This window comes from Collinsella aerofaciens ATCC 25986 (assembly GCF_010509075.1).
Taxonomy (GTDB): domain Bacteria; phylum Actinomycetota; class Coriobacteriia; order Coriobacteriales; family Coriobacteriaceae; genus Collinsella; species Collinsella aerofaciens.
On sequence record NZ_CP048433.1, the window covers coordinates 2,013,599 to 2,034,319 of the forward strand.

At 60.8% G+C, this 20,721-nt stretch carries 16 protein-coding genes; 13 read left to right on the forward strand and 3 right to left on the reverse strand.

What is annotated here, in order from left to right; genetic code table 11:
- Positions 1-176 precede the first annotated feature (176 nt).
- The 11 genes from GXM19_RS09010 (at position 177) to GXM19_RS09060 (ending at position 12,489) form a co-directional block, all read left to right on the forward strand.
- A complete protein-coding gene (locus tag GXM19_RS09010) occupies positions 177-1,259 on the forward strand; it encodes a DMT family transporter (protein WP_022095163.1) in 1,083 nt (360 codons plus the stop codon).
- A gap of 183 nt (positions 1,260-1,442) precedes the next feature.
- Positions 1,443-2,366: a PTS sugar transporter subunit IIAB gene (locus tag GXM19_RS09015; protein ID WP_006235137.1), complete on the forward strand. Its 924-nt coding sequence runs from the start codon at positions 1,443-1,445 to the stop codon at positions 2,364-2,366.
- Between the two features lie 36 nt (positions 2,367-2,402).
- A complete protein-coding gene (locus GXM19_RS09020; RefSeq protein WP_006235136.1) occupies positions 2,403-3,197 on the forward strand; it encodes a PTS mannose/fructose/sorbose/N-acetylgalactosamine transporter subunit IIC in 795 nt (264 codons plus the stop codon).
- A 13-nt stretch (positions 3,198-3,210) separates the two neighbouring features.
- Positions 3,211-4,044 carry a PTS system mannose/fructose/sorbose family transporter subunit IID gene (locus GXM19_RS09025; protein WP_006235135.1) on the forward strand — a complete coding sequence of 278 codons (834 nt, stop codon included), beginning with the start codon at positions 3,211-3,213 and terminating at the stop codon, positions 4,042-4,044.
- 199 nt (positions 4,045-4,243) lie between these two features.
- A complete protein-coding gene (locus GXM19_RS09030) occupies positions 4,244-5,227 on the forward strand; it encodes an SIS domain-containing protein (protein WP_229025861.1) in 984 nt (327 codons plus the stop codon).
- A gap of 159 nt (positions 5,228-5,386) precedes the next feature.
- A complete protein-coding gene (locus tag GXM19_RS09035; protein ID WP_035136782.1) occupies positions 5,387-6,016 on the forward strand; it encodes an HAD family hydrolase in 630 nt (209 codons plus the stop codon).
- 354 nt (positions 6,017-6,370) lie between these two features.
- Positions 6,371-7,378, forward strand: a complete 1,008-nt coding sequence (locus tag GXM19_RS09040; protein WP_040359122.1) for a YitT family protein — start codon at positions 6,371-6,373, stop codon at positions 7,376-7,378.
- Between the two features lie 218 nt (positions 7,379-7,596).
- Positions 7,597-8,316, forward strand: coding sequence for a GntR family transcriptional regulator (locus tag GXM19_RS09045; protein WP_006235129.1), 720 nt, complete (start codon positions 7,597-7,599; stop codon positions 8,314-8,316).
- A 322-nt stretch (positions 8,317-8,638) separates the two neighbouring features.
- Positions 8,639-10,618: a RecQ family ATP-dependent DNA helicase gene (locus tag GXM19_RS09050; RefSeq protein ID WP_006235128.1), complete on the forward strand. Its 1,980-nt coding sequence runs from the start codon at positions 8,639-8,641 to the stop codon at positions 10,616-10,618.
- A 2-nt stretch (positions 10,619-10,620) separates the two neighbouring features.
- The gene (locus GXM19_RS09055) at positions 10,621-11,376 is read left to right on the forward strand and encodes a GntR family transcriptional regulator (RefSeq protein ID WP_006235127.1); all 756 of its coding nucleotides are present in this window, start codon (positions 10,621-10,623) and stop codon (positions 11,374-11,376) included.
- Between the two features lie 144 nt (positions 11,377-11,520).
- Positions 11,521-12,489, forward strand: a complete 969-nt coding sequence (locus GXM19_RS09060) for an SIS domain-containing protein (RefSeq protein WP_006235126.1) — start codon at positions 11,521-11,523, stop codon at positions 12,487-12,489.
- A 133-nt stretch (positions 12,490-12,622) separates the two neighbouring features.
- On the opposite strand, the gene GXM19_RS09065 is transcribed toward GXM19_RS09060, so the two are convergent.
- The gene (locus tag GXM19_RS09065) at positions 12,623-13,600 is read right to left on the reverse strand and encodes an L-lactate dehydrogenase (RefSeq protein WP_006235125.1); all 978 of its coding nucleotides are present in this window, start codon (positions 13,598-13,600) and stop codon (positions 12,623-12,625) included.
- A 211-nt stretch (positions 13,601-13,811) separates the two neighbouring features.
- On the opposite strand from GXM19_RS09065, the gene metA reads away from it, so the two are divergent.
- Together metA and GXM19_RS09075 are read left to right on the forward strand one after the other, a co-directional pair.
- Positions 13,812-14,738 carry a homoserine O-acetyltransferase MetA gene (gene metA, locus GXM19_RS09070; protein WP_006235124.1) on the forward strand — a complete coding sequence of 309 codons (927 nt, stop codon included), beginning with the start codon at positions 13,812-13,814 and terminating at the stop codon, positions 14,736-14,738.
- A 462-nt stretch (positions 14,739-15,200) separates the two neighbouring features.
- Positions 15,201-16,163 (forward strand): hypothetical protein, encoded by a 963-nt coding sequence (locus GXM19_RS09075; RefSeq protein ID WP_147293028.1) that lies wholly within the window; start codon positions 15,201-15,203, stop codon positions 16,161-16,163.
- Positions 16,164-16,330: 167 nt separating this feature from the next.
- Here GXM19_RS09075 and GXM19_RS09080 read toward each other — a convergent pair whose 3' ends face one another.
- Together GXM19_RS09080 and GXM19_RS09085 are read right to left on the reverse strand one after the other, a co-directional pair.
- Positions 16,331-16,927 carry a 5-formyltetrahydrofolate cyclo-ligase gene (locus tag GXM19_RS09080; protein WP_006235121.1) on the reverse strand — a complete coding sequence of 199 codons (597 nt, stop codon included), beginning with the start codon at positions 16,925-16,927 and terminating at the stop codon, positions 16,331-16,333.
- Between the two features lie 134 nt (positions 16,928-17,061).
- Entirely contained in the window at positions 17,062-20,106 is a 3,045-nt protein-coding gene (locus tag GXM19_RS09085; RefSeq protein WP_006235120.1) for an insulinase family protein, read from the reverse strand.
- Positions 20,107-20,721 lie beyond the last annotated feature (615 nt).

Sequence of the window (20,721 nt, forward strand, 5' to 3'; positions counted from 1 at the left end):
TGCTTGGGGGCTTGAAGCCTCTATTTAGGAACTATTTCACCGCAACCGCCCAGTAATCCGCTGGGGGCGGAGGAAAACGGATCACTTATCCGCTCGCCGATTTGTGTCTTGAAAAATGTATATAACGACTATAACGTAGTACGAAACATATTGGAAACAATACCGAGGAGGCTGCGTTGAAGAAAAGCAATCTGGGCTATGTGCTGGTGCTGATCGCCGCGCTTATGTGGGGCAGCATCGGAATCTTTGTAAACGGCATCTCGGCCATGGGCGTTTCGTCCCAGAGCATGGCTGCCTTTCGCTTGTTGGTCGGAGCGCTTATCTTGGCGCCGGTCCTGATGTTTATGGGCTGCCGTCCGGGTGAGGGGTCTACCGTGGCTCAGGGTCCGCTGGCCCTGTTCAAGGCAAGCCCTAAAGAGCTTGTTCCCTGTGCGCTTGTCGGCATCGTCGGTTTGGCCGCCGCCAACACCTGTTATTACGAGTGCATGGGCGAGGTGGGCATGTCCACGGCCTCGGTGCTGCTCTACACCTCGCCGGTGTTTGGCGTCATGCTCGGCCGCGTGCTTTATCGCGAGGACGTGACCCCCAACAAGCTCGTTGCCATTGTCTTTAACATCGTAGGCTGCGTGCTTGCAGTGACCAATGGCGACCTTTCCGGTTTTCATTTTTCGGTTTGGGGCGTCACGTCGGGCGTGATTGCAGGCCTTTGTGGTGCGTCGCTCGCGGTGTTTAGCCGAATAGCAACCAAGACGGTCCACCCGCTGGCTGTCACGTTTTGGGGCTTTGTTTTTGGCGGTGCGGTTATGGCAGCTATCGCGGCTCCGTGGCCGGATGTCGCCGCGGCAATGTCGCCACAGCTGCTGCTGCTGTTCCTTGGCTTTGGACTCATCCCCACAGCCGTTGCTTACATCTTATATATGCAGGGTCTGTCCATGGGGCTCGAGACATCGAAAGTTCCCGTCGTAATGTCTTTCGAGACGGTCGTCACCGTACTGGTGGGCATTGGTGTCTACGCCGAGCCCGCCGGCGCGATTAAAGTCCTGGGCATCGTGTTGGTGCTCGCGTCCATCCTGATTATGAACACCGACTTCTCCAAGCTGCGCAACAGTGTGTTTGTCGGTCATGTCATTGAGAGCATGACCTTTAAGCCCAACGCGTGGTGGACCGAAAAATCTCAGGACATGGATCTGTTTAAGGAACGCACCGGCATTGCGCTGGAACCCACCGTACAGGAAAGCCCCTGGTACTTCGTGCGATAGGGGATTGCGCGCAGGGTCTGACCTGGGGTTATCCAGCCAGCGCCGACCTACCCAGCCCCAACGTTTCAAGTACGTTAAACCCGTCAACGGTCGATTTTCACCCGCGAACGGTCTTTATACTAATTAGCAATATAAGCAACGTATAAGACGTTATAATGACCATAACGAAAAGGAGGAGGCAAGATGAATCAGATCATTCTCGCATCTCATGGCGGCCTGGCCGCAGGCGCCAAAGACACGCTCGAGATGGTTCTCGGCGACGTGTCGAACGTCCACGTCGTGTCGCTTGCTCGTGACGACAAGGAGCCCATCACCAACAAGGTGGACGCCATGATCGCCACGTTCAACGCGGACGACACCGTCTATGTGCTGACCGATATGCTCGGCAGCTCGGTCAACAACAGCATGGTCGAGCTTTCCAAGAACGGCACGAAGTTCACGGTTGTCAGCGGTTTCAACATCCCGCTGGCGCTCACGCTCGCTATGAGCCCCGTCCCCGTCAAGGGCGCCGAGCTCGCGGCCCTCATCAACGAGGCCCGCACCGGTCTGACCAACCCCAACGCACCGGTCGAGGCCGCCGCGGCCCCCGCCAAGAAGGCCACGGCGTCCCGTCACAGCTCCGGTCCCGCCAAGATCGTCCTCGCACGTCTTGACTACCGTCTGCTGCACGGCCAGGTCGTCTTTACCTGGACCACCAAGGTTCAGGCCGAGCGCATCATCGTCGTCGACAACGCTGCCGCCAACGATGACATCAAGAAGGGCGCTCTCAAGCTGGCCAAGCCCCAGGGCGTGCGCCTGAACGTCTTCACCGTCGAGCGTGCCCTCGCCAAGATGGACAAGCTCAACACCCTCGGCGAGCGCGTCATGTTCGTCTTTGGCAACACTGCCGAGATGCTGCAGTTCTGCCAGGGCTACAAGCTCGACGCCATCAACCTGGGCGCCACCGCCAACCACGACGGTGCCGATCAGGTCGGCGGCAAGGACAGCTCCGTCTTTCTCGACGCCACCCAGAAGGCCGACGTCAATCAGCTGCTCGACATGGGCATCAAGCTCTATGTTCAGCAGACCCCTACGTATCAGAGCGTCGACATCGACGCCAAGCTGTAATCAACCAGGCTTTTGCCTGACTGAAAGGAGAAGGGTATGAATACGTTCATCAGTGCGGTGCTCGTCGGCCTCGTCGGCGTGTTCTGCATGTGGGACTCCCGCCTGCTCGGTCGTCTTAACTTCGAGCAGCCCCTCGTTGGCGCTACGCTCGTCGGTCTGCTGCTGGGCGATGTGCCCACCGGCCTTGCCGTCGGTGCCGCCGTCGAGCTCGTGTCCATGGGCCTGGTGCAGGTCGGCGCCGCCGTTCCGCCCGATATGGTCCTGGGCGGCATCGTGGCCGCTGCCTTTGCGTGCCTGACCGATGCTTCCGCCGAGACCGCCATGACGATCGCCATCCCGGTCGCCGTCCTGGGTCAGCTTCTCGGCATCGTGTTCCGTTCCATCATCGCCGCCCTCACCCATGTGGCAGATAGCGCGATCGATAACGGAAAGTTCAAGACCGCCTACCGTATGCACATCTGCGCCGGCTCCGGTCTGTACGCCGTCATGTACTTCCTGCCGATCTTCCTCGCCGTTTTTGTTGGCACCGACCTGGTTCAGGCCATCGTCAACATGGTTCCCGAGTGGCTGTCCACTGGTCTTAACGTTTCGACCAAGATCATGACCGCCTACGGCTTGGCCCTGCTGCTCACCATGATGATCAAGAAGGGTATGACTCCGTTCCTGTTCATCGGTTTCCTGCTCGCCGCTTACCTCAACCTGTCCGTCATCGCGGTCGCTCTGATCGGTGTGTGCCTGGCTGTCGTCTTCATGGGCTTCAAGTTCAACGGTTCCCATGCAGCCGCCGGTGTCGATTCCGACTACGATCCGCTCGAAGACGACGAAGACTAAGGAGGAACACACTATGGCAACCGCAACCAAGGACGTGTCCCTGAACAAGAAGGTCAGCCAGTTCTTCTGGCGCTCCTGGGCCATCCAGGCCTCTTGGAACTACGAGCGTCAGATGAACATGGGCTTCCTCTACGGCATGGTTCCCACGCTCGATCGCCTCTATCCGGACGAGTCCGACCCCAAGCAGCTCGCTGCTAAGAAAGAGGCTTACCACCGTCACATGGCGTTCTACAACTGCACCCCGCAGACGAGCGCCTTTATCCTGGGCCTCACCGCCTCCATGGAGGAGGAGTACGCCAAGGATCCCGAGAACTTCGATCCCGATTCGATCAACGCGGTCAAGACCTCCCTCATGGGTCCGCTTTCCGGCATCGGCGACTCCTTCTTCCAGGGCACCATCCGCGTTATCGCCTTTGGCCTGGGCGTTCAGCTGGCTCAGCAGGGCTCCATCATGGGCCCGATCCTGGCCATGCTCATCTCCATCGTCCCCTCTGTGCTGATCACCTGGTTCGCCGCCAAGATGGGCTATCAGGGCGGCCACGAGTACCTGAGCAAGCTTCAGGGCGGCGACCTCATGGAGAAGCTCATGTATGTCTGCGGCATCGTGGGTCTTATGTCCGTGGGCGGCATGATCGCCACGCTGATCGGCGCCACCACCCCGCTGCAGTTCGCTGAGGGCACCGTCGTTATCCAGGACATCCTGGACGGCATGATGCCCCAGATGATCTCCCTTGGCCTCACCGGCCTTATGTACTGGCTCATCAAGAAGAACGTCAACACCGGTTGGCTTCTCGTGATCGCCATCGTGGGCGGCATCGCCCTCTCCGCGGCCGGCATTCTGGCCTAGTCGCGACCAAGCGCCTAACCGCTTTCCCCCGGGGGCCTGCCTGGCATCCCATACCCCAGGCAGGCTTCCATCCCCAAAATGCGACAATGGGACAGTCCCCTTGTCGCATCCTCAACGGACCGGCGACTCGGTCCAAACCACGGTAACCCTGCGAGCGCCCGGCAATGTGGCGCCGCAAAAATCGAAAGGAATGTGTCAGATGTACGAGATCGACCTTAACCTCCCTAAGCAGATCGTCGCTGACGTCCTGTCCAACCACGAGATCCACAGTGTCGCCTTCGTCGGCTGCGGTGCTTCCATGTCCGACCTGTACCCCGCCAAGTACTTCCTGGCCAACAACACGGACAAGCTGAACGTTCAGATCTTCACCGCTAACGAGTTCAACTACGACACGCCTTCCTGGGTCAACGAGCACACCTTCGTGATCACCTGCTCCCTCGGTGGCTCCACGCCCGAGACCGTCGAGGCCAACAAGACCGCCAAGAAGCACAACTGCCCGGTCGTCTCCCTCACCAACAAGGCTGGCTCCGCTCTGACCGTCGACGCTGACTACGTCATCGTTCACGGCTTCCACGCCAACTTCGCTGCCAAGTGCGAGAAGCCCGGCTATGCCATCGCTCTTGCTCTCGAGATCCTTCAGCAGACCGAGGGCTATGACAAGTACGACGACATGATCACCGGCCTCACCAACGTCTTCGATCTCTGCGAGAACGCTGCTCAGTCCTGCAAGAAGCTCGCCAAGAAGTTCGCTGAGGACTTCAAGGACGACAAGATGATTTACTTCATGGCCTCTGGTGCCTCCGAGAAGATGGCTTACTCTCACGCCGCCTTCCTGTTCACCGAGATGCAGTGGATCGACGCCGCCGCCTACAACACCGGCGAGTACTTCCACGGCCCGTTCGAGGTTTCCACCGAGGGTAAGCCCTACGTCTTCTTCATGTCCGATGGCGCTACCCGTCCGATGGACGCCCGCGCCCTCACCTTCCTTGAGCGCATGGGCGCCAAGGTCGCTCTGATCGACTCCAAGGACTACGGCCTGGCTGACGCCGTGCCCGCGAGCGTCGTCACCTACTTCAACCCGCTGCTGCACCTCGCCGTTATGCGCGAGTACGGCAACCAGATCGCCGAGGCCCGTCAGCATCCGCTGACCATGCGTCGCTACATGTGGAAGCTTTCCTACTAATCACAAGTAAGTAGACCTTACGGGTTGATTGAGAGGGGATGGGGTTTGCGCCCCATCCCCTTTTTTGCTCTGGGGAGGGCGTGTCTGTCGCGTCGCAAATCCCAGATAAAACCTACCAAAATAAACCTGTCCCTTTTTGGCAGGTGGGAGGAGATGCGTATGATCAAGGCAGTGCTGTTTGACATGGACGGCGTGCTGGTCGATACCGAGTGGTTCTACAACCGTCGTCGCGTGGCGTTTATGGAGGAGAAGGGCTTTCACTTTGACGAGATCCCCGATCTTTCGGGGTCTAACGAGCCCGCCATTTGGAAGTCGCTGGTACCTGACGATGTTGAGCTGCGCGAGCGCCTGCGCGTGGAGTACAAGCAGGTCTACAGCCCAGACCATCCCGTTCCGTATGCCGAGCTGCTCAACGAGCAGACGGAGCCGGTGATGCGCAAGCTGCACGAGCGCGGCGTGAAGTGCGCCATCGCAAGCTCGTCCTATCGCGAGCTCATTGACGAGCTGGTGGGGATTGCCGGTATCGCCGACGTGCTGGACTACACCATCAGCGGTCACGAGTGCAGTGCGTTTAAGCCCGACCCCGAGATCTACCTGCGTGCCATGGAGGCGCTGGGTGTGGAGCCTACCGAGTGCCTGGTTATCGAGGACTCGCCTTTGGGCATCGAGGCTGGCAAACGTTCCGGCGCCCGCGTCCTGGCACTGCGCCCGCACGAGGGCGTCAACCTCGATCAATCGCGAGCCGATGCCGTTATTGATAATCTGACCGACATTTTGGCCGCTTTGTAGTGTCAATCCGCCGCGAGAAGCACGGGTTCAAACGTTTTTTGCGGTGGACTGGCTCAATTTGGTTTCGATTTTGATCCGTTTGGCTTCGATTCGGACTAAGTGAGTAGACTTTTTGGTGCAGGACGAGCACAAAGCGCATCTGCTCTAGTAAAACCGCAGGTCACAGGGGTGGCGGTTTTGGGTGTGCTCTGCAGGTCGCGTAAAGTCTACTCACTTGTAATTTGGGCCTTTGGTCGTGGGGTTGCTGGTCCCGCTTTGGTTGTCGAGAGAGGGTGAATTGAAGCGCCCCCGCACGCTCCATGCTACAATCGCGGACATACCCCACAACTACATCTGCCTTCGAAAGGAGCCTGCGTGGCGAACGCCATCGATCAGCTCACGGACCGAGTGCTCGTACTCGGCCGCCTCACCATCGTCCGCCGCGCTATTACTGCCGTGGCGGTCACGATTTCCGCCGTTCTCCAGACATTCCTGATCCAGGCGTTCATTCAGCCCGCCGACTTGCTTCCGAGCGGCCTCACCGGCGTTGCGGTCCTGCTCGATCGCGTTACCTCGCTGGGCGGCGTTCACATCGACATTTCGCTCGGTATGCTCGCGCTCAACATCCCCGTGGCGCTCCTATGCTGGAGCGGCATTAGCAAGCGCTTCGTCATCTTCTCGATGATGCAGGTCGTGCTCTCGTCGCTGTTCCTCAACGTCTTTCACTTCGCTCCATTTTTGGGCGACAAGATCATGCTCATCATTTTTGGCGGCGTGGTCTCGGGTCTGGGCGCTGCCATCGCACTTAAATCCGGCGCATCCACCGGCGGCACCGACTTTATCGCGCTGTGGGTTTCCAACCACACGGGCAAGACCATCTGGGGCGTCATCTTTGGTTTCAACTGCTTTATCCTGGCGATCTTTGGCTTTATGTTTGGCTGGGACAAGGCGGCGTATTCCATCGTGTTCCAGTTTATTTCGACCAAGACCATCGACAGTTTCTATCGTCGCTACGATCGCGTGACGCTGCAGATTACGACACGCAAGGCAGACGAGGTCATGACTGCCTACGTAAACCATTTTCAGCACGGCATTAGCTGCGCCGAGGTCGTCGGCGGATACAGCCGCGAAAAGATGTACCTGCTGAACACCGTTGTTTCGACCTACGAGAGCCAGGACATTATCAAGTTGGTGTGCGACGTTGATCCCGGCGCCGTGATCAACGTGTTCCACACGCTCAACTTTGTGGGCGGCTGGTGGGGCGGTCATGTCGACGAGCCCATGCCCACGGCCGTTCCCGATCCCGACAAGCCCGCACGCATGGCCAGCAGGCAGGCGCGCCTCAGCGAACAGGACAGCCTGCAGCAGGACGACGGCAAGTAGGGTATTGGCATTTTGCCGGTCCTGCGCAACCCATCCGAACGAGCCCCCCGAAAGCCCCGTTGCTTTCGAGGGCTCTCGTTTGCCCAGATAAAACCTACCAAAATGAAGCTGTCGCTTTTTGGTAGGGAGGGTGTATCGTTTTATCAATATGAGGTAACATGAAACTAGACGTTATATACGTATTAGAAATTTAGCTATTTTGATAAGAGTGATCAGATATGCCTGCGCCCAAAAATGCACCGCTTTACCAGCAGATTTATGACGAAATCAAGGATGCGATCGAGAAAGGTGTTTATGCACCCAAGGAGCGTATTCCGTCCGAGCTTGAACTAGCCGAGCAGTACGAGGTGAGCCGTATTACGGTGCGCCGCGCTGTCGAGGAGCTGTGCTCCGATGGTTACCTGGTTAAGCAGCAGGGCCGCGGCACCTTTGTCTCCACGCCGCACATCAACCGCCAGTTTCACGCCTCGACGCTGCAGACGTTTACCGCGCTGTGTGCCGGCAACGGCATGAAGGCCGGTGCGCACGTGATCGATCGCCAGATCGTTCCGGCGCGCCAAAACGAGATGGAGTTCTTTGGCCTGCAGAAGGATGCGCTGCTGCTGCATATCAAGCGCGTGCGTACGGCCGACGGCGAGCCCATCTTTGAGGAGAACATCTTTGTGCCGTTTGACGCCTACCGTGAGCTGTTGACGGCCGATCTTGAGGACAAGTCGATTTTTGCCGAGGTCGAGCGTGTTGGCGGAACGCCGATTGTCTCGGTTGGCTACCGTACGGTCGAGGCCGTTCGAGCTAACGCCGAGCAGGCGGCCGAGCTGGGCATTGCTCCGCACGATCCGCTGCTCAACCTGCGTGCCGGCTTTACCGGTCCCGATGACGAGCCGGTTTTGATGGGTAAGCAGTACTACGTGGGATCGCGCTACGTTATGGTCATGTAAGTTACGCGGTTTTACCAAACCGCGTAACGGCTCGACGCTGCAAACGCCCCTAAGCGGCAATCTGACGTTCAATCGTCGGTCGCGTACCCAAAGTACGCTTCCCTCCTCTTTCACGTCACCTTGCTCGCTTAGGGGCGTTTTCGCTGACTTATGCTCAACCAGCGACGTTTGCGCGCTTGTCAAGAGATTAGCCGTTGGGAAAGTGTCCAAAAATCCCACGCTCGTTCCTTTTGGATTGCGTTGCCCGTGGCCGACAGCCGTGCGGCACCGGTCCGCGTGGCGGCGTATAATCGGCGGCAGATGACTTGGACGTTAGGAAACCATGACCGATAGCATGCAGCAGATGGCGCTCGACACGCTCGGCGCCTATTTTGGCTACACCTCGTTTCGCCCGGGACAGGACCGCATGGTCGATGCGATCCTTGCCGGTCGCGATGCGCTGGGTGTTATGCCCACGGGTGCCGGCAAGTCCATTTGCTACCAGGTGCCCGCGCTCATGCTGCCCGGCATCACCTTTGTGGTGAGTCCGCTGCTGTCGCTTATGGAGGACCAGACCCGTGCGTTGCTCGCGGCGGGTGCGCGACCCAGCTATCTCAACTCCAGCCTTACTCCGGCCCAGCAAAACACCGTGCTCAAGCGGGCGCGCGAGGGCCGCTACCAGCTTATGTACGTGGCGCCCGAGCGCTTGCTCGAGCCGCGTTTTTTGGCCTTTGCGCAGGAGGCTGCGGGTTCCGCCGGCATTGGCGTGCCGCTCGTGGCCATTGACGAGGCCCACTGCGTAAGCCAATGGGGTCAGGATTTCCGCCCCGCCTATCTGCAGATTCGTGAGTTCATCGATTCCCTGCCGCAGCGCCCCATCGTGGCGGCGTTTACCGCCACGGCGACCGAACGCGTGCGTGCGGATATTCAGCAGATGCTCGGCCTGCAAAACCCTGCGACGGTGGTGACGGGCTTCGATCGCAAGAATCTCTACTTTGGTTGCGAGGAGATGGGCGACAAGGCCAAGACTGCCTGGGTGCGCGACTATGTGATCGCGCATTCGAGCGAGAGCGGTATCGTGTATTGCTCGACCCGCAAGACGGTCGATGCGCTGGCGGGCGAGCTTGCCGAGGCGCTGGGCCCCAGCGGCATTCGCGTTGGCCGCTACCATGCCGGCATGGGCAACGACGCCCGTCGCCAAAGCCAGCGCGCCTTTATCGACGACGATATCCAGGTGATGGTTGCCACCAACGCCTTTGGCATGGGCATCGACAAGCCCAACGTGCGCTACGTGATCCACAACAACGTGCCCGAGAGCATCGAAGCCTACTACCAGGAGGCGGGCCGCGCCGGCCGCGATGGCGACCCGGCCAGCTGCTACTTGCTGTGGAACGGCAACGATTTTCGCATGCGCCGCTTTCTGATCGACCGCGGCGATGCTGCCGATGAGGCGCTCGACGACGAGCAGCGCGCGTGGGCGCTCCAGAATCGATATCGTCTGCTCAGCCAGATGGAGGGCTACTGCAATACCACCGGCTGCCTGCGCGAATACATGCTGCGCTACTTTGGCGACGAGGCCGCGGCCGAGCATGCCGCGGCCAGTACGGGCGGCACCGCCGCGGACGACGTCGAGAGCTGCGGCAACTGCAGCAACTGCCTCACGCAGTTCGAGGTCGAGGACGTCACCGATATGGCCCGCGCCGCCGTGCGCTACGTGGCCACGCGTCCCATGCGCTTTGGCAAGTCGCTCATCGCCGATGTGCTCCACGGCGGCAACACCGAGCGCATTCGCCAGATGCATCTGGACGAGGACCGCGGCTACGGTGAGCTGTCGAGCGAATCGGTCGGGCGCATCAAGGACATCATCGGCCAGCTGTGCGGCCGCGGTTATCTGGCCACCTCGCAGGGGCAGTACCCGGTCGTGGGGCTGGGTCCGCGTGCCGTCGAGGTCGAGGATGAGGCGTTCGCCTTTACCGTTAAGCGTCGTGCGTCCAAGCGCAAAGCTTCGGCCCGCGCCCGCCGCGCCGTCGATCTGCTGCGCGAGGAGGCCGAGCTGGATCAGCGCCCGCGTGTTGGCGACGATGCCGAGCTGTTCGAGCGCCTGCGTGCCCTGCGCAAGGAGATCTCGACGGAGCTGGAGATGGCGCCGTACATGGTCTTTTCCGACAAGGCCCTGCGCGGCCTGTGCCGCCTACGCCCACAGACGCGCGACGAGCTTATCCAGGTCAACGGCATCGGCGAGAAAAAAGCCGACGCCTTTGGCGAGCAGTTTATGGCGGCGATTGAAGAATTTGAGTCCGAGCATGCGCGGGATGGAGCGTAACGATGGCATTCGACGATAAAACCGACCGCACTGACGTGCCCGCCGTGCCGCTGTACCAACAGGTCATGGATGACCTAAAGGGCGAGATCGCGCGCGGTGTGTACCCCGCCGGCTCGCGCATTCCTTCCGAGATGGAGCTCGTGAAGTACTACGGCGTGGGACGCATCACCGTGCGCCGCGCCATCGAGGAGCTGTCGCGCGCGGGGTATCTCAACCGCCAGCAGGGGAGGGGCACGTTTGTGTGCGCGCCCAAGCTCAAGCGCAAGATTGTCCAGAAGGGTGACGTTCAGAGCTTTTCCGAGGGTTGCGCTGCCAACGACATGGTGGCCGGAGCACGTCTGGTGTCACGCACGGTGGTTGCGGCGACGCGCGAGGACGCGGCGTTTTTTGGGGTGGAACCCGGCTGCGAGCTCATCGTTGTCGAGCGCGTGCGCACGGCAGACGGCGTGCCCGTCATGCTCGAGAACAACGCCTTCGTGCTGGCCGACCATCCCTATCTGCAGACGCTTGCCGACAAGGACCTCACGGACAATTCCATCTTTGCGCTCGTTGCCGAGCATTCGGGCCGCGCGCCGCTCAAATCCGACCCCTGCACCGTGGAGATTGCGCTTGCCGATGCTCAGGCAGCCCCGCTGCTGGAGGTGCCGGTCGGCGAGCCGCTCTTCTATATGGAGGCGTACTTTACCGATGCGGACGAGCGGCCCTTGCTGCTCGGACGCCAAAAGATCGTGGGCTCGCGCTACGTGTTCGACATCTAACGTCCATAGATAGAACAACATAGAACAAGTTTGGTGAAATGACTTCACGAGCGTCGTCGTGCGTGCTATAAATAGGACAACATAGAACGACCGCAGGTACGAGCTGTCGTCGTTCAAAACCGCCACACAAGGAGGAAAACCAGGATGAACGCACATGATCTGGTTCAGGAAATCATCGAGCGCAAGGGCAAGATTGAGAACGTCTTTTGGATCGCTTGCGGCGGTTCGATGATCGACCTGATGCCGGCTAACGAGCTGCTCAAGCGCGAGGCCACCACGTTTACCTCGACGGTCTACACTGCACGCGAGTTTTGCCTGATGGCCCCCAAGAGCCTTGGCGAGAAGTCGCTCGTTATTGCCTGCAGCCACAGCGGCAACACGCAGGAGGTCGTCGACGGCTGCGAGATGGCGCTGGCTGCCGGCGCCGAGGTCGTTGCCCTCACCGACTGCGAGGGCTCCAAGATCGATAACGGCAAGTGGACCACCTGGGTCTATCCGTGGGGCGAGGGCGTGTCACAGGTCGAGGTGCCGCAGGGCATCGGCGCTCTGATCGCCGCCGAGCTGCTCGACCAGCAGGAAGGCTACGAGGCACTCGCTGACATGTACGAGGGCCTCAAGCAGATGGATGCGCTGCTGCCCGCCGCCCGCGAGAAGGTCAACGCCGAGCTGGGCGATCGCTTTGCCGAGCTCTGCCAGCAGCACAAGTTCTTCTATATCCTTGGTTCCGGCCCCAACTTTAGCCAGACCTATGCCATGGCCATCTGCTCGCTCATGGAGATGCAGTGGCAGCACTGCTGCTACATCCACTCCGGCGAGTACTTCCACGGCCCCTTCGAGGCCACCGAGCCCGGCGTGTTCTACTTCGTGCAGCTCGGATCGGGCGAGTGCCGCCCCATGGAGGAGCGCGCGCTGGCGTTCCTCAACACGCATACCGATACGGTAATGGTGCTCGATGCACTCGAGTACGGCGTGGGCGAGGTGCCCGCCAGCGTGCGTTCGTACCTGGAGCCGATCTTCTTCTACAACATGAGCTGCGAGCTGCGCGCCGCCCGCGGAAAGGTGTTCGACCACAGCCCTGAGATTCGTCGCTACATGGGCATCGAGCAGTACTAAGTAACGGGAAAAGTATTCACCTTCGATTCGCAGGGGCACTGCGTGAGTCAAAAAAGCGGGCCGCGCCGGTGGGTTTCCGGCGCGGCCCGCTTAGTATCGCGCATAGATTCGCAAGGTTGCGGTAGCCAGCGGCCTACTTTGCGTCGTAGGCCTCGGCGTCCCACCAGTCGAGCTGGGCGATGTTGTCGCGGATGTGCTGGCAGCTCTTGTGGAGGCCCTCGAGCTCGTGCTCGGACAGGTCCAGCGTGTAGACCTCCTCGACGCCCTCGGCACCGATCACGCACGGCAGGGAGGTGAAGATGCCCTCCTCGCCATACTGGCCGGTCATAAGCGTAGAGGCCGAAAGCACGGCATGCTCGTTGTGCAGCACGGCGGCGCAAACGCGCGCGGCGGAGTTGGCGACGGCGTACTCGGTGCACTGTTTGCCCTGGTAGGTTACGTAGCCGCCCTTGCGCGCGAGCTCCTCGACCTCCATGTGGTCAAAGGCGTACTTGTCGGGGTTCTCGGCCTGAAGCTCGTTAAGGCTCTTGCCGGCGATGGTTGCGGCCTTAAAGGCAGCCAGCTGGCTAAAGCCGTGCTCGCCGATCATGTAGGCGTCGACGGACTTGGGGCTTACGCCGACCTTCTTGGAGATCTCGGTGCGCAGGCGGGCGGAGTCCAGGCCGCAACCCGAGCCGATGATCTTCTTGGGATCGTAGCCGGTCAGGTGCCACAGCTCGGTGCACACGACGTCGCAGGGGTTGGAGATGCTCACGAAGATGCCGTCGAAGCCGGCGTCGACGATGCGCTTGGCAAAGGAGCGGGCGGCGTCGGTGGTAAAGAACAGCTCGCCGTCGCGGTTGCCGGCGGCCAGCGCGACCTTGCCGGCGGCGTTGACGATGACGTCGCAGCAGGCAAGCTCCTCGTAGTGGTCGTAGCAGTTGACGATCTTGGTGTTGTACGGGACAAACGAAAGGGAGTCGCGCAGGTCCTGAACCTCGGACGTCACCTTGGCCTCGTTGATATCGCACAGGTACAGCTCGTCGGCAATGCCCTGCATGAGCAGGCTGTTGGCGACATGTGCTCCTACGTGGCCCTGGCCGACCACACCGATCTTACGCGTCTGGTACATTATATGTATCCTTTCGGCCGAGTTTTTCGCGTCGAACCATTGTAGCGTCCTGCTGCCACTTTGCTAGGCTAAAGCGCCATAGATTTTTGGGCATGCCTTAATCTCTACTTTTGGAGTGATTTGGGCCGCTGACGGCATCGCTGGGCGATGTACTCGCGCGGATGGGGCCGCTCGTTGTACCATAGCTGCAACTGACTCGTAAGGAGCATCCATGCCCATTCGCATCCCCGACGCCCTCCCTGCCGCCGCGCAGCTCGAGAGCGAGAACATCTTTGTCATGACCGAGTACCGCGCGCTGCACCAGGACATCCGTCCGCTGCGCGTGCTCATCCTCAACCTCATGCCCACCAAGATCGCTACCGAGACGCAGATCATGCGCAAGCTCTCCAACACGCCGCTGCAGGTGGAGGTGGACCTGCTGCGCACGAAAACGCACGAGGCCACGCACGTGAGCGCCGGCCACCTGGAGACGTTCTACCGCACGTTCGACGACATCCGCGACATCCACTACGACGGCCTGATCATCACGGGCGCGCCGGTGGAGCAGATGCCGTTCGAGGAGGTCGACTACTGGCCCGAGCTCTGCCAGATCATGGATTGGTCCACCACGCACGTGCACTCTACGCTGCACATTTGTTGGGGCGCGCAGGCCGGCCTGTACCATCATTACGGCATCCAGAAGTACGACCTGCCGGCAAAGGCGAGCGGCGTGTTCGAGCATTATCTGGTGAAGCCGCAAAGCCCGCTGGTCCGCGGCTTTGACGACCGCTTCTATGCCGTACATTCGCGCAACACCGACGTGCGCCGCGAGGACGTGGAGGCCGAGCCGCAGCTTGAGGTCGTGGCCGTGTCCGACGAGGTGGGCCTGTACATCGTCAAGTCGACCGACAGCCGTCGCTTCTTTGTCTTTGGTCACCCCGAGTACGATACCGACACGCTGCGCCTGGAGTACGAGCGCGACGTGAAGCGCGGCCTCAACCCTCAGGTGCCGGCGCACTACTTTCCGGGTGACGACCCCACCGCCGAGCCGCGCAACGTCTGGCGCAGCCAGGCTCAGCTGTTCTACACCAACTGGCTCAACTACTACGTCTACCAGACCACGCCCTACGACCTGGCCCGCGCCGGCGAGGAGCACTAGGCTGTAGCTGTGGTTGCTGCTGCGGCCGTTGCTGTGCTCGCGGCGTGACGAACGTGGATTTTCGGACACACGAGCGTGGATTTTCGGACGTTTACAAATCGAGCGTGGATAATCTCCCACTTTTGGCCGAGGAAGGGGCCAAAAACGGGAGATTTTCCACGCTCGATTTTTCTGTAGCTGTCATGCCGGCGGCCTCATTACACGTCGAGTGCATACGGGCCACGTTGCAAACAAGGTAGTTTTGAGCCACAGCATATTTTCTTTAAAAGAAATCGACGGCTTTAGAGGCGCCAAATTGTGGAGACAGGGACCTCTCGACAACTACCCTACCTGCAGATATAAGCCATCAGCCTAAAACGTCCAAAACCGTCAAGTATTTGGTCAGCGCCCGGACAGCATTTGGTCAGACTTCGCATGAAACCGTCTGGTACGTTTGCGCCGTTCCAAGAGTTGGGAGGCGACATGGGAAACATGACGGCGAATCAAAGACTTACAAGCCACATTAAAGCGTGCGAACAGCAGATGAGCTGCGTGTACGCACGCACGGCGGCGGAGGCAAAGCAGATTGAGCGGCGTGTGGCGGCGGGAAGTCTAGAGGCGGTCATGCCGGGGCTGTATGCGCGTCCGGATTATTGGTCCGAGCTCAAGTTTCGGCAACGTTATCTGCATCGGGTGCGGGCCCTTGCGCAAAAGCATCCCGACTGGACGTTTTGCTCCTATACGGCGGCTGTTATCCATGGCCTTTCGGTTTCGCATGCCAATTTGACGCACATCCATATCGCCGCGGCGCCGGCGCAATCGACGACGCCGGGCTCTCGGGTGATTCGCCATCGTTATGCTCGTCAAACGCGGGCAATCCAGATGGATATTGCCGTGACCGATATCGACCAAACGATTACGGATTGCCTGGTCGATGCATCGTTTGTCGAGGGACTGATCATTGCGGACTCGGCGCTTCATGAGCAGCTGTTGTCGAAGGAGCATCTCGTTGAGGCAATCAACAAGCTTGGCTTAAATCGTCGCGGTGTTGTGACGGCGCGAAGTGTTGCGCGGTGTGCCGATGGCCTATCGGAAAGCGGTGGCGAGTCCAAGGCGCGTGCTCTGATGATTGAGCGCGGCTGGCAGACGCCGGAGCTGCAAGTTGAGCTGTTCGACCCGGTTGAGCCGGGGCGGCCGTATCGAGTTGACTACTTGTGGCGTGTGGGCGACCGGCTGATTATCGGGGAGTTCGACGGATTCGTTAAAAGCGAGAAGGCGGCGGAGGAGGGCAAGCTCGCGAAGGCGCAGTTTGATGAGCGCCAGCGCGAGTCGAGGCTTTCGCTGCTTGATAACTGCAAGATCGTGCGCTTGTGCTGGGATGATCTAAGGGATCCGACAAAGCTCGATCGCAAGCTCAAGGTCGCCGGCGTGCCGCGTGCGTGCTGAGGCAGTTGCAAGGCGTTTGGCTGCACGGGCGTGGAAAATCAGACGGACGAGCGTGGAAATCTGGACGTTTGTTGAATGAGCGTGGATAATCTCCCATTTTTGGCTCGTAAGGGGGCCCAAAGTGGGAGATTTTCCACACTCATCTTGCGGGTGCGAAACAGCGGCGATCAGGCGCTGACGATGTGGGGTAGTGGCAGGTCGTGAGCGTCGGTGGGAACGCGGTCGACACGCTGCTCGTCAAAGGCGATGCCGATGATTTGGCATGCGGGCGAGAGCATGGGCAGGTAGCGGTCGTAGCAACCGCCGCCGTAGCCCAGGCGCGCGCCGGTTTGGTCGAAGGCCACGAGCGGCACGACGATCATGTCGAGAGCTTCGGCAGGCACGATAGGGAAGTGGTTGCTGTCGATGTCCGTGGCCGCAAAGGCCCGCGTAGGGTGGGCGATAAACGGAGCCGCGGACGCATCGTCGGCGGCAACTGCCCGCATACACATGCGCTGGCCACAAGCTGCGGCATCAATTGCCGAGAGCATGCACGGATAGGCTACGCGCCAGCCGCGCACGGCGGCCGCAGCGGCAAACGCGGCAGGGTCTGCCTCGGAACCCATCGCGGCATAGACGGCAACGGTGCGCGGCGCCGCGGAATCCGAGCGATCCAACAGCTCAACAAGCCGCGCACAGATAATGGTAGACTTCGCCGTCCGCACATCCAAATCAAGAGCATCGCGCTGGGCAATCACCGCCCGCCGCAACTCAGCCTTGTCCATCCCGGCTCCCTCTCCCAAACCTGCCAAAAAGGGACAGGTTTATTTTGGTAGGTTTTATCTGGGCAAACGCGATAAAGACGGCAAAACCACCACGAAGGTGCTGTCCCCTTTGTGGTGGTTTTGCTTGTCGTGCCTTAGCCCAGCAGGTCGACTACGTTGAAGCCGGCGTTGCTCTTGGCGATGACGTCTCGGCCGCCAAAGACGCAGGTGGGCGACTCGGCTGCGATGCGCGTCACGTCGGCGCCGAGCGAGCGCAGCTCAACGGGCGTGGCGGCGAGCATCTGGGCGCGACGCTCCTCGCGCGCATGCGGATCGAGCCCGGCCAGGTAGGTCGTGTTGCGGCGCTTGGTGAGCGCGTACGGCTTCACTGGCGCGTCCATACCGCTCACACAGCTCACGATAAAGCCCTCAAAGGCGGCCTCGTCAGGCTCAAAGCTGCCGAGCCATTCGCCTGCGCGCGCCACGCGCTCAATCGAGGGGTCGATTGCCGGGTCGCGGTAGGTGTAGAACGCCGTCTGACGCTCACCGGCCGCGCGGAATCCGCAGCCGTACGCACCGCCCTTAACGCGGATCTCGTTCCACAGGTAGTCGTAGGAGAGCGCGTTGGCGGCAACCGCCCAGGCGCCCGTCACGTCAATGCCCAGGCGACGCGGGTCGCACGCGCTTGCCGCAAAGCAGATGTCACTGGGGATGACAAAGGCCTCGTGGCAGTCGCGCGGCGTCGGCACCACGAGCGCGTTGCGGCCGGCATCGGTGCTGTCGCCAGCGCCCAGCCCCAGGTCGCCAGCAGCATTCCAGTACGCGTCAAAGTCCTCGTTGCTGCCGGTAAAGCTCGCCATGCAGCCATCGGCCACAAAGATGCGCTCCGCCAGCTCGGCAAGCTTGGTACGCAGCCCGTCCACGCGCTCGTCAAAGTGCTCGAGCAGATCGCGCAGGAACAGGTAGAAATCCACGCCCGAAAGCTGCTCGCGCACCACGGCCGAAGGCGAGCTGTAGCTCATCGCGCGACCGAGCGCCGCCGAGTGGCCGTTGTTGATAAAGCCCTGCTCAAGCCCAATGCGAATCTGCGTGAGCACGTCGCGCATGCGGTCGGCATCGGCATCTGCCAAAAGCGTGCTCGACCACACCTCGCGCGGCAGGCTCGCCAGCGCATCGATCTTCTCGGACAGGGCGCCGGCGCTCACCAGCAGGTAGGGGCGCACGCCGTCCACGTCGGGCTGGGTCATGACTTCGGTCGTAAAGCTCAAAAAGCCCAGTTTGCCGGCGAGCAAGTTGTCGAGCTCCTCGGCCGAGTGCTCGCTCGTGGGCAGCTGTTTGAGCAGGCGGCAGAGCAGCGTCACATAGGGCAGGTCTTCAAACGCGACGCAGCTCAGGTCGAAATACTGCATGGCGTAGGCCAGGCGGTTGGTGGGGATGTCGTGGCGCAGGCAGGGGATGGGCGCAGTCGTGTCTACGACCAGCGGAGGCTCGGGGCGCGCCTCGCCAATGTCGGACACGCGCAGGCGCGGCAGCGTGGCCTTGGCCTCGGGCGTGTCCTCGGCCTCCTGCGCGGCACGCAGCGCAGCTGTGCGCTCGACCACGTCGGCCAGCTCGGCATCGGTCATGGCATCGCGCTTGGCTGCCAGCTCGGCGGCCTCGGCGATCTCCGCGCCCTCGGCGGCGTCCACCGGCACCAGCTCGACCAGTGCCATGTGATCGTTCTGCAGCACCAGCTCGCGCAGCAGGTCCTCAAAGTAGCTGCCGTCCAGGTCGCCGCGCAGCTCCTCATACACTGGACCGTACTTGAGCGCCAGCGTCGCGGCGTCGTCATCGTAGAGCCATGTGCTCAGCGCGTCGCACGCAATGGCCACGCCGTCGGCGATACCGTAGTCGCGCTGGCGCAGGTCGTATTCGTTGCTGCTGATGATGGCTTCCAGGCGCTCGCGCGGAACGCCATGCTCGCATAGGTCGCGGCAGGCGTCCTGGAACACGCGACGCAGCTCGCGCGCCACGCCGGGCTGCGCGTTTTGCAGCATGATGAGCTCGTAGGGCTGCAGGCTCTCGGCCGCGGTGTAGCTCACCACGTTGCCGCCCAGGCCGGCGGCCAGAATGGCCTTCTTAACCGGCGCTTCGTTGGAACCCAGCAGTGCTTCAAACAGGATATCCGCCGCGATCGTGCGTTTGCGGTCGAGCGCGCTGCCCAGCACCAGGCCCAAGCCCACCAGGGCGTTCTCGGGTGTAGTGGCCATCTCGACGCGCTTGTACTCGCAGGTCACGGGTGGCCTGCACGCCCAGCGGATTGGGCGCCAGCGCGGAGGGGCCTCGCCGGCGGCAACGGCGGCGTCCATGCGGCGGCTCGCGGCACTCGACTGCGACAGATAACGCTCGTCCAAAAAGGCCAGGGCGCGGTCCACGTCCAGGTCGCCGTAGAGCGTTATATAGGAGTTGGAAGGATTGTAGTGGCGTGCGTGCGTATCCAGGAACTGCTCGTAGGTGAGCGCGGGAATCGCACGCGGGTCGCCGCCGCTCTCGTGCGCATAGGCGGTGTCGGGATAGAGCGCGGCGTTGACAGCATCGTCCAGCACGCTCATGGGATCGGACAGCGCGCCCTTCATCTCGTTGAACACCACGCCGTTATAGCGCAGGGTGCCCTCGCGCAGGCTCGCGGAGCCGCCCTCGCCATCGCCCTCGGCGTCCTCCGGCAGGTCCAGCTCGTAGTGCCAGCCCTCCTGCTCAAAAATGGTGGACTTGGTGTAGATGGCCGGGTTGAACACCGCGTCCAGATACACGTCCATCAGGTTGTACAGATCCTGCTCGTTGGTGGTGGCAACGGGGTAGATGGTCTTGTCGGGGTAGGTCATGGCGTTGAGAAACGTCTGCATGGAGCTCTTGATCAGGTCGACAAACGGCTCCTTGACGGGGAACTTTGCCGATCCGCACAGGACCGAGTGCTCAAGAATATGGAACACGCCGGTGGAATCGGCCGGCGGCGTCTTAAAGCCAATGGCAAAGGCCTTGTTTTCGTCGTCGCATGCCAGGTACAGCAGGCGAGCGCCCGAGGCGGTGTGGCGCAGCACGTAGGCGTCCGAGTCGAGCTCGGGCACGGTCTCGCGGCGCTCGACGGCAAAGCCGTGGCAGGTAGTGCCGGGCACCAGCAGTGCGGCGGCAGCGGCGCGCGGGTCGGTTGAGGTGGTGGGCATATGCAGTCTCCTTTGACGCCCCAGCGGGGGCGAATCGAGTCGAATCCTCGAGAGTATACCCATATGGGGCCGCGACCCTGCGGCGAACTGGAGACGATGCCAGCGGATTGGGCGAAGGGCTCGCGTGCCCGCCGCACGAGCGTGGAAAATTGGACACTCGCCAAACGAGAGTGGATATTCGGACGGACGAGCGAGGATTTCCGGATACCTATCGAACGAGAGTGGATATTTGGACGGAATTTGCCGCAAAAGCCCCAAAAACCGTCCAAATATCCACTCTCGATATCCGACCGTCCGAAAATCCTCGCTCGTCCATCACTCGCGTATCTCTCGTCCCTCATTCGTCTCTAATATGAGAGATGACAGGAAGATGAGAGAAAAATATGAGAGATAACTGAGCAGCAAAGAGACAGGCAATCATGGTATTGTCTCAATACCAATTGTTCTACCAGCAAAAATATGTATAAATGAAGCAAATGGTAGACATTCCATCTCTCATCTATCTCTCTATCTCTAAGCCGAGAGATAGAGAGATAGATGAGAGATAATTTCGAGAGATAACTGAGAGACGAGGGAAATCTATCCGCGGCATTCTCCGCAGGACCGAGCGAAAGG

Excerpts from the sequence above, each read along its gene's own strand:
- GXM19_RS09020 (WP_006235136.1), top strand. The coding sequence starts at position 2,403 with ATGAATACGTTCATCAGTGCGGTGCTCGTCGGCCTCGTCGGCGTGTTC.
- GXM19_RS09050 (WP_006235128.1), top strand. The coding sequence starts at position 8,639 with ATGACCGATAGCATGCAGCAGATGGCGCTCGACACGCTCGGCGCCTAT.
- GXM19_RS09055 (WP_006235127.1), top strand. The coding sequence starts at position 10,621 with ATGGCATTCGACGATAAAACCGACCGCACTGACGTGCCCGCCGTGCCG.
- GXM19_RS09060 (WP_006235126.1), top strand. The coding sequence starts at position 11,521 with ATGAACGCACATGATCTGGTTCAGGAAATCATCGAGCGCAAGGGCAAG.
- GXM19_RS09030 (WP_229025861.1), top strand. The coding sequence starts at position 4,244 with ATGTACGAGATCGACCTTAACCTCCCTAAGCAGATCGTCGCTGACGTC.
- GXM19_RS09085 (WP_006235120.1), bottom strand. The coding sequence starts at position 20,106 with ATGCCCACCACCTCAACCGACCCGCGCGCCGCTGCCGCCGCACTGCTG.
- GXM19_RS09045 (WP_006235129.1), top strand. The coding sequence starts at position 7,597 with ATGCCTGCGCCCAAAAATGCACCGCTTTACCAGCAGATTTATGACGAA.
- GXM19_RS09065 (WP_006235125.1), bottom strand. The coding sequence starts at position 13,600 with ATGTACCAGACGCGTAAGATCGGTGTGGTCGGCCAGGGCCACGTAGGA.
- GXM19_RS09080 (WP_006235121.1), bottom strand. The coding sequence starts at position 16,927 with ATGGACAAGGCTGAGTTGCGGCGGGCGGTGATTGCCCAGCGCGATGCT.
- GXM19_RS09075 (WP_147293028.1), top strand. The coding sequence starts at position 15,201 with ATGGGAAACATGACGGCGAATCAAAGACTTACAAGCCACATTAAAGCG.
- GXM19_RS09025 (WP_006235135.1), top strand. The coding sequence starts at position 3,211 with ATGGCAACCGCAACCAAGGACGTGTCCCTGAACAAGAAGGTCAGCCAG.
- GXM19_RS09035 (WP_035136782.1), top strand. The coding sequence starts at position 5,387 with ATGATCAAGGCAGTGCTGTTTGACATGGACGGCGTGCTGGTCGATACC.
- metA (WP_006235124.1), top strand. The coding sequence starts at position 13,812 with ATGCCCATTCGCATCCCCGACGCCCTCCCTGCCGCCGCGCAGCTCGAG.
- GXM19_RS09015 (WP_006235137.1), top strand. The coding sequence starts at position 1,443 with ATGAATCAGATCATTCTCGCATCTCATGGCGGCCTGGCCGCAGGCGCC.